The sequence below is a fragment of the Algoriphagus sanaruensis genome (assembly GCF_001593605.1).
In the GTDB taxonomy this organism is placed as follows: domain Bacteria; phylum Bacteroidota; class Bacteroidia; order Cytophagales; family Cyclobacteriaceae; genus Algoriphagus; species Algoriphagus sanaruensis.
The window spans coordinates 1,853,312-1,866,635 of the sequence record NZ_CP012836.1 but is presented as its reverse complement, the minus strand read 5'-3'; the positions used below and the strand labels follow the sequence as shown (position 1 = coordinate 1,866,635).

Sequence of the window (13,324 nt, the reverse complement as noted above, 5' to 3'; positions counted from 1 at the left end):
AACTCTTATTAAAAAACCAGCAACCCATGCTCCTGGAGGATTTCCCACACTTCCGATTCAACTAATTCTTCGAAATCTCCCAACTCGGCCTCGTAATGTTCCCGGATAGGTTTCAGCGTATTTAGCGCCTCGGTATAACTCACCTTGGCCAAAAGCCAAACCACCCACTCACCAAGTTCGAGGGGCAGTTCGATCGCAAAATCCTCTTTTTTCCCAGAGAAAATCAACTCGCAAAATCCTTCCTCAGCTTCCATCAATTCGGGCTGAGCGCCAATCCAAAGAATGCGGTGCTGATCTTTGTAGGTCTGGGCGGGTTCACTCTGAATCTGCCGTTCGATGTACTTTTTGGGAATGGATGTCGGCGGAACTTTGAAGTCAAACCAGTTTTTCAAAGGAATATCAAAGCCCACGCCATGCATGTAGTTGAATAGGGATTTTCGCAATCCTTCGGAAAACAAACCATGATCCACGCCAATTGGATCGACAAAATCCACCTCATTATTCGCAAATGGACCAAGTGAAAGATCGGTTCGCTTGACACCAAAGGCCTTGGGATCCATGCCCACCGGACTATGCTCCGTCATGGCAAAGCGATGCCAAAAGCCCGACTGCAACACCCCCGACTCAAACAACTGTCGCACCATTTCCATGGAATCGATGGTTTCCTGCGCCGTTTGGGTGGGATAGCCATACATCAGATAGGCATGCACCATAATGCCTGCCTGAGTAAAATGATTCGTGACCTGAGCCACTTGGGCCACCGTCACTCCCTTTTTGATCAGTGCCAAAAGTCGATCTGAAGCGACCTCCAATCCTCCCGAAACCGCGATGCAGCCGGAAACTCGAAGCAGGCGACAAAGGTCTGCCGTAAAACTGCTTTCAAAGCGGATATTCGTCCACCAAACCACCACCAATCCTCTCCTCAAAATCTCAATCGCCAAATCCCGCATCAAAGCAGGTGGAGCCGCCTCATCCACAAAGTGAAATCCGTTGGTGCCCGTCTGGGCCATGATTTCCTCAATCCGATCACAAAGAATCGAAGCATTGATAGGTTCATAGCGTCCGATATAATCCAGGGAAATATCGCAAAAGGTACACTTGCCCCAGTAGCAGCCATGCGCCAGTGTCAACTTGTTCCAGCGACCATCACTCCAAAGTCGGTGCATAGGGTTGGCCACCTCGATCACCGAAAGGTATTCCCGCAAGGGCAAATCGCTATAGTCAGGGGTGCCCACTTCCCGCTGAGGCAGGTCCTTTACGGCAGAATTATTCAGAAATTTCACCGCTCCATCGATCCGCACAAATGTGCGTTTGAGTTCGGTAATCGGCCGCTTTCCTGCCAAATAATCCAATAAAAGCAGAATCGGAGCTTCCCCGTCATCCAGCGTGATAAAGTCCACATAGTCAAATACCCGAGGCTCCTTCAGGGTTCGAAGTTCGGTATTCGGATAGCCTCCCCCCATCCAAACCTTGATTTGAGGATGGTTTGCTTTAATATATTGCCCGCACTTGAAAGCAGCATAGAGATTTCCGGGAAAAGGAACCGAAAAGGCCACGGATTCGGGTTGGTAGGCTTGGATTTTTTCTTCCAACAATTCCAGCAAAAGGGAATCGATCAAACTCGGAGCTTGCTGGAGTGCAGCATTCATTTCGTCAAAGGTCTTGGCCGACATGCCCAATCGCTCGGCATAGCGACTAAAGCCAAAGTGCGGATCGACCGCTTCCGTGATCAAATCTCCGATATCTTCCAGGTAAAGCGTAGCCAAATACCTCGCCTTGTCACGGACTCCCAAGGTTCCAAAAGCCCATTCCAGATCATCCAACTGCTCAAAGCGGCTGGCTTCGGGAAGAAAATTCCCTTCGGAAATATGGTAAGCCAAGGTGGGATTTTTGTCTTGGAGGAAATCAATCACCGAACCGATGGTCTGCAGGTAGCTCGCCTTCATGCGGAGAATTCGGGCGGAATTATCCGAGAGCTCATCGACTTTTTGCGAAGCGATATCAAAAACCTGAGTAAGGCCCTTTTTAGAAAAAAGCTTCAAAATCACTTCAATACCCAAGTCCGCCTGTCGGGAGGACACGCTGAGCGTATTCAAAAACCCCTTGATGTAAGCCGTAGCCGGATAAGGAGTATTGAGTTGGGTAAAAGGCGGGGTGATGAGAAGAACTTTGGTTGACAAGGAATAGGGATTTAATAGGCCTCAAAGATCGCGGAATTCACCGCAGAGTCGCAGAGAACGCAGAGAAATTTTTGTTCACCACAGAGGCGCGGAGGGATAATTTCACCGCAGAGGCGCAGAGGGCACAGAGTGAAATTAAAGATTGTTTACGACTCGCTTTACCCCATCGATTACCTTTTCTGAATTGAAATTGATTAGAAGGCAGAGCTTCAATTTGGATAATCTTAGATAGGTCAAAAGTTGTGCGATATGAATTCCTTCCAGTTTTTCCACAGATTTAATTTCAAGGATCAGACGATTTTCGACCAAAATATCGAGTCTATACCCCGCATCAAGTTGAAATCCCTTGTAATGAATTGGAAGCAAAACTTCGGATTTTACGTCTAGTCCTCGGTCCTTTAATTCGTAAAGAAGACAAGCCTCATAGCTACTTTCCAATAATCCAGGTCCAAGATGTTTATGAACCTCAATAGCAGCACCAATCACCTGAGATGAAATTTCATTTTCTAGCATAAAAGATCGAGTTGTTTTAAAAATCAGCTTAAAGAACTGACCTCAAGTTAGTTCATATTCAAAATTTTGAAAAGTATTTAAAAATCTAATCTTAAAAATCCCTCCGCGTCCTTTGTGCCTCTGCGGTGAAAATTATTCCTCTGCGCTCTTTGCGCCTCCGCGGTGAAATTATTTCTCTGCGTCCTTTGCGCCTCCGCGGTGAATTAAATATTTCTCTGCGTTGAGTAGTATATTTGCGCTATGAGCAATAACGACATTCTCCGCACGCTGCGGTACACCTTCCATTTTCACAATCACAAGATGGCTGAAATTTTCGGCTTTGGGGGACTGCCCATTTTCGCAGAGGAGGTCGCGCTTTGGCTCAAAAAGGAAGAGGAACCCGATTTCAAAAAGCTCTACGACAAAGACCTGGCAGCTTTTCTCAACGGACTGATTATCAATAACCGAGGATTAAAAGACGGGGAAGTGCCTACGCCCGAAAAGTCCCTCAACAACAACCTGATCCTCCGTAAACTCCGCATCGCGCTCAACTACAAGGACGAGGACATGCTGGATATCTTTGCCCTTCGTGGCTTTCGACTCAGCAAGCACGAACTGAGTGCCTTTTTTCGGAATCCTACCCAAGCCCAATACCGGGAATGCAAGGATCAAATTCTTCGAAATTTCTTGATGGGCCTACAACTCAAATTCCGTCCGAAGGAATAAACTCACCGCGGAGGCACAGATGATTTTTTGTTCACCGCAGAGGCGCAGAGGACACGGAGAGTAAGTTCAGATTATTCACTTTCCTCCTAACTTCCCTACCTCCTAACCCCCATACCTCCTTACTTCCCAACTTCCTAACCCCAACCCCCTCCTAGTTCAAGTCTTCAGACTTGGACTTATCTGTATGCAGTCTTCAGACTGCTTATTTACCGCAGAAAATATGCACCACAGAAGCGCAGAGGATTTTTTGTTCACCGCAGAGGCGCAGAGGACACAGAGAGTACGTTCAGATCATTCCAACTCACCAGACTTACTTCCCTACCTCCTAACCCCCAACTCCCGTACATCCCAACTTCCCTACCCCCATACTTCCCAACTCCCCTACCTCCCTACTCCGATACTTCCCACATACAACGGACATTGGACCTTCCTTCCGGCTCCCGTCTCCGGTCTTCCCACCTCTTTTATTCACATTTTTTCAAAAAATTATACCATTGGAATTTGCCAACTAAGAATTAGTTTTTACTTTCAAGACGTCAGCAGGAATGATCCTCAAAGCACACTTTTAACCACTTACTTTTCACTTCACATGACAGACCTGAAGCATTTTCTGAACTTCCGACCCTGCCCATTAGGGAACAAGACTAATCTAAAAATCGAATCGAAGGAATTAAGGTAAATAAATAAGATATACCCGAAACTGGTTTCGCAATGCGTCCAAATAAGCATGCTCTACGAAATTGGTTTCGTAAACACAATCGTTATCTGCTATGCTAACAAAACGAAATCGATAAATCTAAAAGATGAACGAAAATAGAGCAATCACATATAGCCTACTGGCACATGTAAGAAACACAGGCACACTTATTCAAGGTCCAATTGACCCATTTGTACCATTAATCAAAAGGTCTCTTTTTAAGCTAAATTCAAAAGGAATTTTAAGTGGAAAGTCAATCAAGGAAATACATGATATATCAAACGAACTTTATGGAATAGATTTTCCATTACCAGTATTAAAAGTAATCTTGCAACAGATAGCGAATGAAGTTAACACTAATGAAACTGTAAACTTTCAACTTTATAATGATGGTGCGTTTGCTTTAAAAAATTTCTTTTTTGAAGAGTTTGAAGAAAATATACAATCGAGTAAACGAGAAGTTGAGACTTTAGAAAAATTGTACATAGACTTTTTGAAACTTAATAATGTTGAAATAAAGGAAAAGACCACTATTTTAGACTTTATTGATAAAAACAAGATATCAATATCAAAGTACTTAGCAAACAGTCAACCAATAAATGGCAGAGATTATACAATTGAAGCTCAATTTGTAGAATTTTTCAGAAAGATACCTGACGTATTCGACATAATAAAGAACATCTATCTTGGTTCCATAATATCTAGCTATCTCGAATACAAAACTGAAAATAATAATCAGAATGTTGAACTAGTTTTCGATACCAATTTTATTATAAGTCTCATTGATTTGAACACACCAGAATCTACGCACACATGTAATAAGCTTATAGATGTCTGTAGAAATTTGGGTTATAAATTCACAGTACTAATTGATACAATTGAAGAAACCAAGTCTTTAATTTCCAAAAAAGCAGAACACTATTCAACGTCTGTATTAACTAAAAGAATAAATCCTGAAGATATTTACAATGCATGTGAACGAAGAAAATTAAGCAAAAATGATTTAGAAAGAATAGTCGATAATATTGAGGATTCACTTTTACAAAGAGATATTAGCATTTTACCCAATACAGATAAATATAAGAATCTAGCGAAGTTTAGTAAGGAGTATGAGAGCTACAAAAAATTTCGTTCCTCCCATTATGCTGCATTACATGACGCAACCGCTTTATACTACGTGCGTGACAAAAGAACAAAGAGAATAAAGGAATTTGAAAAAGTCAACTGTTGGTTTGTTAACAACTCTATATCTCATGACTCGGAGGAGCTTAAAGATTCAAACACAAACAATAATGATTGCCAGCCTGAAATCATTAGGGCTGACGAACTTTTGAATATTCTATGGTTAGCTAATCCCAATTTATCAGAATCAATTAATTCCAATGAATTAGTAGAAATAGGTTTATCTTCTTTGGTTGCATTTACTCTAAATAGCACGCTTCCCAAAGCAAGTATTATAAAAGAATTAGACGACAATATTCAAAAATATGCTGGTGATACAATCACTGATAAAGATGTGTTGTTGATATCCTCGAGGATTTCACATCGTCAATTGACAAATATTTCAGATTTAAATTCACTGGCAAAGACAAATGAACAGGAATTTATAAGTAGAATTAAACAAGAAGCAGACAAACAAGCGCAAGAAGAAAACGAGAGAATTCAAAAACTTGACCAACTGTTTAAAAAGTTTGAAAAACAAATAAGTAGCCTAGATAAAGCTAGACAGGAGTTAAAAGAAAAAAAGGATAAAATAGAAGCTGAAAACAAAAACACAGAACAAGTATCAAATTCTAAGGACCAAACAATCTCTGAACTTCAAGACAGATTAACCAAAATTGAACAACAACGACAGGACGATATAAAAAGACAACTTAATAAGGATAGAAAAAACTTTATAAATCAAGAAGTTTCAAAATGGAGACAGAGGACAAATTATGAGTTAATAGGATGGTTGGTAGGTTTTATTTTTGGCATTATTGCCTTATTATGGAATAGCAATTGGAACATATCTTCAGCTATTACTAAATACAAAGAGCTTGAATCAGACTTTATTATAGGAAACGTAATTGTAGTACTCGTATTCATTTTCACCGCTATTACATTCAAAAAGTGGTACGACAAAAATCATAACTTTTCAAACATCGAGAATTATAAGAAAAATATTGAATTACCAGAGCATTTGAAAAATGAGGAATAGGAAAAACCCAGCAGATAACAGCACCTGCCCAAAAGTGGCGGTTCAGTGGTTAAATCAAACTTTGTGCTTCTATCAAAGTTTCTGCTTGGTTGACAGTGAAATGCTTCGAAATCGCCACCTTCGGGTAGCTGCAAAACGTTGAAGAAAATATTCTAACAAAAATCTAATCTGGAAAATCGATATTCGAGCAAACAAAAACCAAAATGAACTTTTTAAAACGATTTTTCGGAAAAACGGTAAAAGAGGAAAAAGAAGACTCGGATGCTTTTAAAATTTCTTTTCCAAAGTTCAATTATGAGTTAGAATTCTTAGAGGCCTTAGAAAAAACACCAATCCATAAGCTACTTGGCTATAACCCCTATTGGGAGCCTCGATTCAAGGAACTGCTTGGAGAATTGAACCCAATTCTAGACAAGTTCCTTACCCAAGGTTTAATTGAAATTAGCTTAAAAGAAGAGGTCTTAAAGGTTCCCGAGCTAAAGAAAATTCTCAAAGAGAACAATTTGCCTCAGACTGGTAACAAAGAGATTTTAGCAAAACGAGTATTCGATGAAGTGGAAGATAAATCTTATGACATCCACTTAATACCGTTTTACAAGCTGACGCCTAAAGGAAAGGAGGGGATTAAAAATTATAGAGATGAATTCTTGAAACAATCCCTAAACTTTTTAAAACATCAAGCCGAACTTTTACTGGAAAACAATCTATCGGTACTTGAATCAAATCATTTTCATATTCGAGGGCAACATCCTGATCAAAGAAGCTTATCTGGAATAATGAATTCATTTGGAGAGAGATCCAATTTAGTTTTAAAAAAACTAAGTCAAAATGAGCCATTTCGCATTCAATGTAAATTCCCAATCGAATTTGAAAAGAAGCTTCGAGTTTTAATTGGATTCAGAGAGATGATCATCCCATTTTTCGAGGAATTCAAAAATGAATATTTAAAGGATATAGACTTAAATGAGATCTATTCTATCCTCAAAACAAATCCAGAAATCCTCGATTTCGGCGATAAAGACGATTTTTTGAAAACATTGATTCATTTTGAACATCTACACTTTTGGAATCAAGCCAAACTAGAAGAAATACTTGAATTTAAAAGACGGCACTCAGACTCCAAATTTGAGGGAATTCAAATTTTAAATTCCGGATGCAAATGCCATGAAGAGTTTGGCGAAGAGAAATACACTTGGGATCAACTTGACCATCTACCTACCCTTCCAAGATTTACAAAGTGTATTTGTATTTACAATTTGATGTAAATCTCCCTCTACCCTTAATCTCTTTTTAATTTTTTTAAGATTTGATAAATACTGAATGGATTTTACAATTCACCATCCCCTCCTTTTTTTACCCTCAAAATTCATTAAATTCCATTTTCGCTTACTGTTTGAATTTCAATGACTTTTAACCTTATCCCTTTTCCTATGAATCCTTTACGAATTCGCAGTTTGACACCTCTGATCATGCTGCTGCTGTTTTTCAGTTCCTGCAAGGTATCCTTAGTTCCTCCCTATAATGCTGCGATTCTCGAGCAGATCGATCAGACGACCAAGGAGATTGATAAATTCTACCTCTTGATGCTGGAAACCACCTCCACCCAAAACGGAGGCAGAAGGTTTGAGCAGTTTGCCGAGCAGTATGTGGATATCGAAGTGGAACTCGTCTCCTTACTGAATAAAAACAAAATCCGCCCTCTAAATGCCAACTCGGTCCGAATCTGCGAGATCACCCTGCAGCTCTGGACCAAGTACAAGGAGGAACACCGCACAGACAACACCCTCAGTGACGGCCTGATCAAACTCAACCGCAAGACGCTCGGGGACCTTCTTTTTGCCATGCAAGTCGCTGAAAAAGCCAAAGAAATCGCTAACTCCTCTCCCTCCCAACAGCCATGAATTTTGACATCAATGAAGTAATCGCCAATATGTCAGGCGCGGTACAAGAAACCGTCTCTGAAAACTGGATGGATGCAAAGTCCGCCACCACTCAATTTTTAACCAATCGAAAGGAACGACTGGCATTGATCGCCGAACTGCGAATCACTGGAGATTTGCCTCAGGAGAAATTTGAATCCCGATTAAACGACGAAAAATTGATCCTCGAAGCAGAACTCCACGCCGTGGCAGTGATCACCAAAGCCATCGCCCAAAAAGCCGCCAATGCCGCGATCGATGTGCTGACTAATGCCGTCTCAACAGCCCTCGGAGGGATTTTATAAATCATCGCAAAGGCGCTAAGTAAACTCACCGCAAAGGCGCAGAGGAATTTTTGTTCACCGCAGAGGCGCAGAGGACGCGGGGAGAAAGTCAATATAATTCCACTTATCAGTAATCCGACGTACATCCCAACTCCCTTACTTCCCTACTCCCATACTTCCCAACTCCCCACCTAGTTCAAGTCTTCAGACTTGGACTTTTTTGTATGCAGTCTTCAGACTGCTGAATTTATGGAGTTATTTAACCGCAGAGGCGCAAAGGACGCAGAGATATTTTCAGTCCAAAACCCATCGGAAATCAGACATCGGTCACCGGTCATCAGACCCCCAACATTCTTCCCAGATTCCTTACCCCCCTACTTCAATACCTCCCAACTCTCCAACTTCCTACTTCCACACCTCCATACTTCCTAAGTTCCTTACCCCCATACTCCCCAACTTCCCTCAAATCATCCTCCACAGAGAAAGAAGAACTAATCCTGTCCACATCAAGCTGCGCCAAAAGTTCACTCGAAGGAGTTTTGGTAGAAGTCCTTCCAGTGTTTTTTCTCGATCGATAGAGGCATGAATGGGAATAGCGATCAGAAAGGTATTGATCCAAATTCCTGATAAAAGCAATCCATCTGCAAGGAAAGCCAGAGGATCAATCAGGACTTGCCAAGCAATCAAACCCGTCTGAATAAACATCATTGGCCCTACGAAATAAAGAATCTTCTGGGTGTACAATCGATGCCAAGAGGGCAGTTTTTCCTTATCGATTTGGGCGAAAGAAGGATAAATAATCACCTGCACCAACCACACCAAAATAAATAGCCCCGAGTCTACCGAGAGACGAATCACATCCATAATTATCTTTTTTCTGGCTAGTTAGCTGATTCTAAAACCCATTACTCAATTCCCTTTAACTTCCCCACCTGAGTTATCGGAGTTGCCATCGCATCTCGGTATGAACCCGCTTTAGAATAAGAAAAAACGGAACCCACCAAATCAGATCGTTGGTATAGAGCGTGTAGCTGAATTGAAAGGGGATTTCTTGGAGGACCAGGTAATTGAACAGAAATCCCAGGGGGCCAAAGATTTTCCCCAGAAAACCAACTGCCACAATGGGCCAATGCCGCATAGGCTGATAACTTGCCCACCAGTAGCCTAGGCCGTACACGCCTACGATCATGCCGGTTCCTTGCCAAATGGTGGGATGCTGGAGTGGAGCCATTCCCGTCCATTCAAAAAATGTATTCGGCCAAATCACCACCCATGCCCCCCAAAGTATATTATAAATTGCTGCCAGTTTGAGGCAAATCGCCATCCAATTGGGATAATTTTTTTCCATGTCCTAAGGACAATTCCCAAAGCAAAAAGTTTGAAATCTCCCCAAACTTTTTCAAAAGGACTCAACTATTTTCACCGCAGAGGCGCAAAGGACGCAGAGATATTTTCAGTCTAAAAACCATCGGACATCGGTCACCGGACCTTACTTCCTTACTCCTAATAGTTCAAGTCTTCAGACTTGAACTTATTTGTATGCAGTCTTCAGACTGCTGAATTTATGGAGTTATTTCACCGCAGAGGCGCAGAGGACATAAAGGGTAAATTGAGGATTTTAAAAAAGCAAGCTTAAAAACTCAAAGGTTATTTAGAATAGATTTTATGTCTTCCATCTCCTGTCTTCGGTCTCCCCACTTCCCGACTTCCTTACATCCAAACTCCAAAACTTCCTACACTCCATACTTCCTTACCCCCATACTTCCCTACCCCCCAACTTCCTTACCTCCTAACTTCCATACTTCCCCTCCTTTCACCTCCATTTTTTATCCGCTCTCCAGATTTGGGTTTTTCTTGACTTGATTTTGAATAACTTATACACACTAAATCAAACCAAACCATGGAAAAACTACGCAAAGAGGATATCCCTCAGGAAGCTTTTGACCTCTACGACTACTACTGCCACAACAAGCTGGATCGTCGAACTTTTGTCGAAAAACTATCCGCCTATGCCGTTGGCGGGATTACGGTAACTGCTCTGATGAGCAGCATGATGCCGGATTATGTAAATACACGCACCATTGAGCCAAATGACGAGCGCATGCAAAGTTCGGATTATGTCATGTACGACTCGCCCAAGGGTGGAGGACAGATTAAGGGATTGCTCTCCAAGCCTGCTGGCAAGGGGAAATTTCCTGGAATCGTGGTGGTTCATGAAAACCGTGGACTCAATCCGTATATCGAAGATGTGGGAAGGAGATGCGCGGTGGATGGCTTTATCTCGATTGCTCCGGATGCCTTGACTCCTCTGGGAGGCTATCCTGGAAATGACGACGAAGGACGAACCATGCAGGCTAAGCGAAATCGTGATGAAATGCTCGAGGACTTTATCGCAGCTTATGAATTTCTGAAAAATCATCCTGACTGTGACGGCAATGTTGGCGTGGTGGGATTCTGTTTTGGAGGTTGGATTTCCAATGCGATGGCGGTTCGAATTCCTGATCTGAAAGCATCAGTCCCATTCTATGGAGGACAGCCCGCGGTGGAAGATGTTCCAAAAATTCAGGCTCCACTTTTAGTCATCTACGCCGAACTCGATGAGCGGGTAAATGCAGGTTGGCCGGCTTACGAGGAAGCTTTGAAAGCCAATGGCAAAAAATACGAAATGATCAACTATCCGGGCGTCAATCATGGGTTCCATAACAACACGACTCCAAGATATGACGAGGCAGCTGCCAAGGCGGCCTGGGACAAAACCATCGCGTTTTTTAAGGCTAATCTGAAGTGATCAGTTGAATGATTCATCCATAAAAAGGGGGCTCAGCTCCCTTTTTTTTATTCACCGCAGATTAGCAGAAAAGACTCACCGCGGAGCCGCAGAGGACGCAGAGGGATATTTTAAGATTTACAATTGGAATCCAGTAAAGTCCTAAAAGGTCATTAAACTTCCACCCCCAACATTTCTCCCAACTACCACACCCCCTTCTCAAAAAACCCGACTAGTTCAAGTCTTCAGACTTGGACTTAGTTGTATGCAGTCTTCAGACTGCCAATTCACAGCGTTTATTCACCGCAGAGGGCACAGAGGTAAATTTTTAGATTTTCAAATGCAAGCCAAAAAAGAACCTCAAAGATTACTGGACACCCAACTTTCGACATCCTACATCTCTCCCAACTCCCCTTCTCCCATACTTCCCTATTTCTTTCAATAAAACCAGACAATCCCACAAAAGGTGATTTAAATTTGTAGCAAAATGCCTTCTTTCCCGTTTTGTAGATACGAAAGCTAAACACCAATCTTTATGAGTCCAATGAAACAGTTCGTTTCAAGCCTAGTATGGAAAGATTTTCCGATCATAAATTCCTCGAAAAAATCACCTCTTTTCGGTTCAACTAGAAAATTGCTAGTCATTGCTTTTCTAATGCTCTTCTTCGTAAGTGGATGCATTCTAGAGGACGAAACCATCCCTGACGTAGTCAACAATCGGATTGAGCATACCTTAAATTACCGAATCGCGAGAGCTAAGGAATATAGCGAAGCGATTTATGATCAGACTCAAGCATCGGTAAATTTGAGTATTTCACTGGAGGATTTGGGAAATGGAAGCAATACTGTGATATGGGACACGGTTTTTAGTATGCGTTCGATTCGAGAATATGCAGCACCAAGCGACCCCTTGAAACTTCAAAAAAACATTGCCCGAACTGTTGGCCCCAATGAGGTTCTCCGAATCTCGAGCAGCATCCAATACCTAGACCAAAACAATACAACTTGGTCTGAAGCGAAGGGAGAAATTGTCCCAAGAGATGTACGAGTCAAGCAAATTGACATTTCCCTTTGACCCCAACAAATTCAAGTCTTCAGACTGCAAAATCACCGCGATTATTCACCGCAGAGGCGCAGAGAACGCGGAGGGTTATTTAAAGATTATTAAAGGGAGTCGAGCAAAAAACCTCATGGGTTATATGACATTCCATACGCATTCATACATCCTAAATCGGACATTCTTCCCTGCTCCCTAAATCCTCAACTTCCTTACCTCCCTGCTCCCCTTCACCCTAACTCCCGACTAGTTCAAGTCTTTAGACATGGACTTAGTTGTATGCAGTCTTCAGACTGCTAATAAATCACCGCAGAGGCGCAGGGAGCGCAGAGGGGTATTTAAAGATTTTCAAAGGGAATCCAGCTAAATCCCTTAAAGGTCATCCGACATACTATCCACTTTTTCAAAATTGCTATTCGGAAGTTCAGCTTGGATAATTTAAATTCCCGATAACATTTATTTTTAATCAACTAGGCGTTTTTATTCATGATCCTCAAGCACCTTCTATTGGGTTTCAGTTTTGGCTTGTCCATGTCCATTATTTCTTGGATGGTAGGTATGATCGGCAATTCACTTTTACTAAAGACCAGCTATTATGAAAAGTTGTCTTACTTGAATTTTATACCAAAGAAGTCAACCAATAAAGCCATTGGAATAGATCAATTTAGATGGCTTGTAAAAAACACCTTTTTCAGGTTCTTGAATCAAGCGATCAAGGTGGAAGGAAAACAGACAGATTTGAAATCCATTCGTCATCAAATGACTCTGGCAGAGGTAAGCCACCTAATCGAATTTATCTTTGTGACCCTTGCTGCTGGATATCAAGTATTGAATGTAAGCCTGGTTTTTGGGCTTATGATGATGATCCCCAATGTCATTCTAAATCTTTACCCCACTCTTCTTCAACAAGAAAATAAACGACGGATCGACCTTATGCTCCAACGTCAGAAATCTATGTAGGGACCGACTAGTTCAAGTATTCAGACTGCCAATTCACCGCAA

Annotated in this window: 12 protein-coding genes; 8 read left to right on the top strand and 4 right to left on the bottom strand. The window is 41.7% G+C overall.

Annotated features, from left to right (window positions below; genetic code table 11):
• Nucleotides 1-8: 8 nt before the first annotated feature.
• The gene (locus tag AO498_RS08300; protein ID WP_067545905.1) at nucleotides 9-2,180 is read right to left on the bottom strand and encodes a B12-binding domain-containing radical SAM protein; all 2,172 of its coding nucleotides are present in this window, start codon (nucleotides 2,178-2,180) and stop codon (nucleotides 9-11) included.
• A 135-nt stretch (nucleotides 2,181-2,315) separates the two neighbouring features.
• On the bottom strand, nucleotides 2,316-2,693 hold the full coding sequence (locus tag AO498_RS08295; protein ID WP_067545902.1) for a GxxExxY protein: 378 nt from the start codon (nucleotides 2,691-2,693) through the stop codon (nucleotides 2,316-2,318).
• 240 nt (nucleotides 2,694-2,933) lie between these two features.
• Between AO498_RS08295 and AO498_RS08290 the strand changes: the two genes are divergently transcribed.
• From AO498_RS08290 to AO498_RS08270, 5 genes are all read left to right on the top strand, one after another.
• On the top strand, nucleotides 2,934-3,398 hold the full coding sequence (locus AO498_RS08290) for a YehS family protein (RefSeq protein WP_067545899.1): 465 nt from the start codon (nucleotides 2,934-2,936) through the stop codon (nucleotides 3,396-3,398).
• Between the two features lie 803 nt (nucleotides 3,399-4,201).
• The gene (locus tag AO498_RS08285; protein ID WP_067545896.1) at nucleotides 4,202-6,295 is read left to right on the top strand and encodes an AAA family ATPase; all 2,094 of its coding nucleotides are present in this window, start codon (nucleotides 4,202-4,204) and stop codon (nucleotides 6,293-6,295) included.
• 203 nt (nucleotides 6,296-6,498) lie between these two features.
• Nucleotides 6,499-7,560, top strand: a complete 1,062-nt coding sequence (locus AO498_RS08280) for an SAP domain-containing protein (RefSeq protein ID WP_067545893.1) — start codon at nucleotides 6,499-6,501, stop codon at nucleotides 7,558-7,560.
• A gap of 165 nt (nucleotides 7,561-7,725) precedes the next feature.
• Nucleotides 7,726-8,196 (top strand): hypothetical protein, encoded by a 471-nt coding sequence (locus AO498_RS08275; RefSeq protein ID WP_148660205.1) that lies wholly within the window; start codon nucleotides 7,726-7,728, stop codon nucleotides 8,194-8,196.
• Nucleotides 8,193-8,519 (top strand): hypothetical protein, encoded by a 327-nt coding sequence (locus AO498_RS08270; RefSeq protein ID WP_067545887.1) that lies wholly within the window; start codon nucleotides 8,193-8,195, stop codon nucleotides 8,517-8,519. The genes AO498_RS08275 and AO498_RS08270 overlap by 4 nt, the downstream gene beginning before the upstream one ends.
• Nucleotides 8,520-8,960: 441 nt before the next feature.
• Here AO498_RS08270 and AO498_RS08265 read toward each other — a convergent pair whose 3' ends face one another.
• On the bottom strand, nucleotides 8,961-9,362 hold the full coding sequence (locus AO498_RS08265; protein WP_067545884.1) for a hypothetical protein: 402 nt from the start codon (nucleotides 9,360-9,362) through the stop codon (nucleotides 8,961-8,963).
• Between the two features lie 73 nt (nucleotides 9,363-9,435).
• Nucleotides 9,436-9,846, bottom strand: coding sequence for an alkyl hydroperoxide reductase (locus tag AO498_RS08260; protein WP_202814237.1), 411 nt, complete (start codon nucleotides 9,844-9,846; stop codon nucleotides 9,436-9,438).
• 552 nt (nucleotides 9,847-10,398) lie between these two features.
• Here AO498_RS08260 and AO498_RS08255 point away from each other — a divergent pair.
• The 3 genes from AO498_RS08255 (at nucleotide 10,399) to AO498_RS08245 (ending at nucleotide 13,282) form a co-directional block, all read left to right on the top strand.
• Nucleotides 10,399-11,286 carry a dienelactone hydrolase family protein gene (locus AO498_RS08255; RefSeq protein ID WP_067545881.1) on the top strand — a complete coding sequence of 296 codons (888 nt, stop codon included), beginning with the start codon at nucleotides 10,399-10,401 and terminating at the stop codon, nucleotides 11,284-11,286.
• Nucleotides 11,287-11,920: 634 nt separating this feature from the next.
• On the top strand, nucleotides 11,921-12,340 hold the full coding sequence (locus tag AO498_RS08250) for a hypothetical protein (RefSeq protein WP_148660204.1): 420 nt from the start codon (nucleotides 11,921-11,923) through the stop codon (nucleotides 12,338-12,340).
• A 468-nt stretch (nucleotides 12,341-12,808) separates the two neighbouring features.
• Nucleotides 12,809-13,282, top strand: a complete 474-nt coding sequence (locus AO498_RS08245; RefSeq protein ID WP_067545876.1) for a glycosyl-4,4'-diaponeurosporenoate acyltransferase CrtO family protein — start codon at nucleotides 12,809-12,811, stop codon at nucleotides 13,280-13,282.
• Nucleotides 13,283-13,324: the final 42 nt, after the last annotated feature.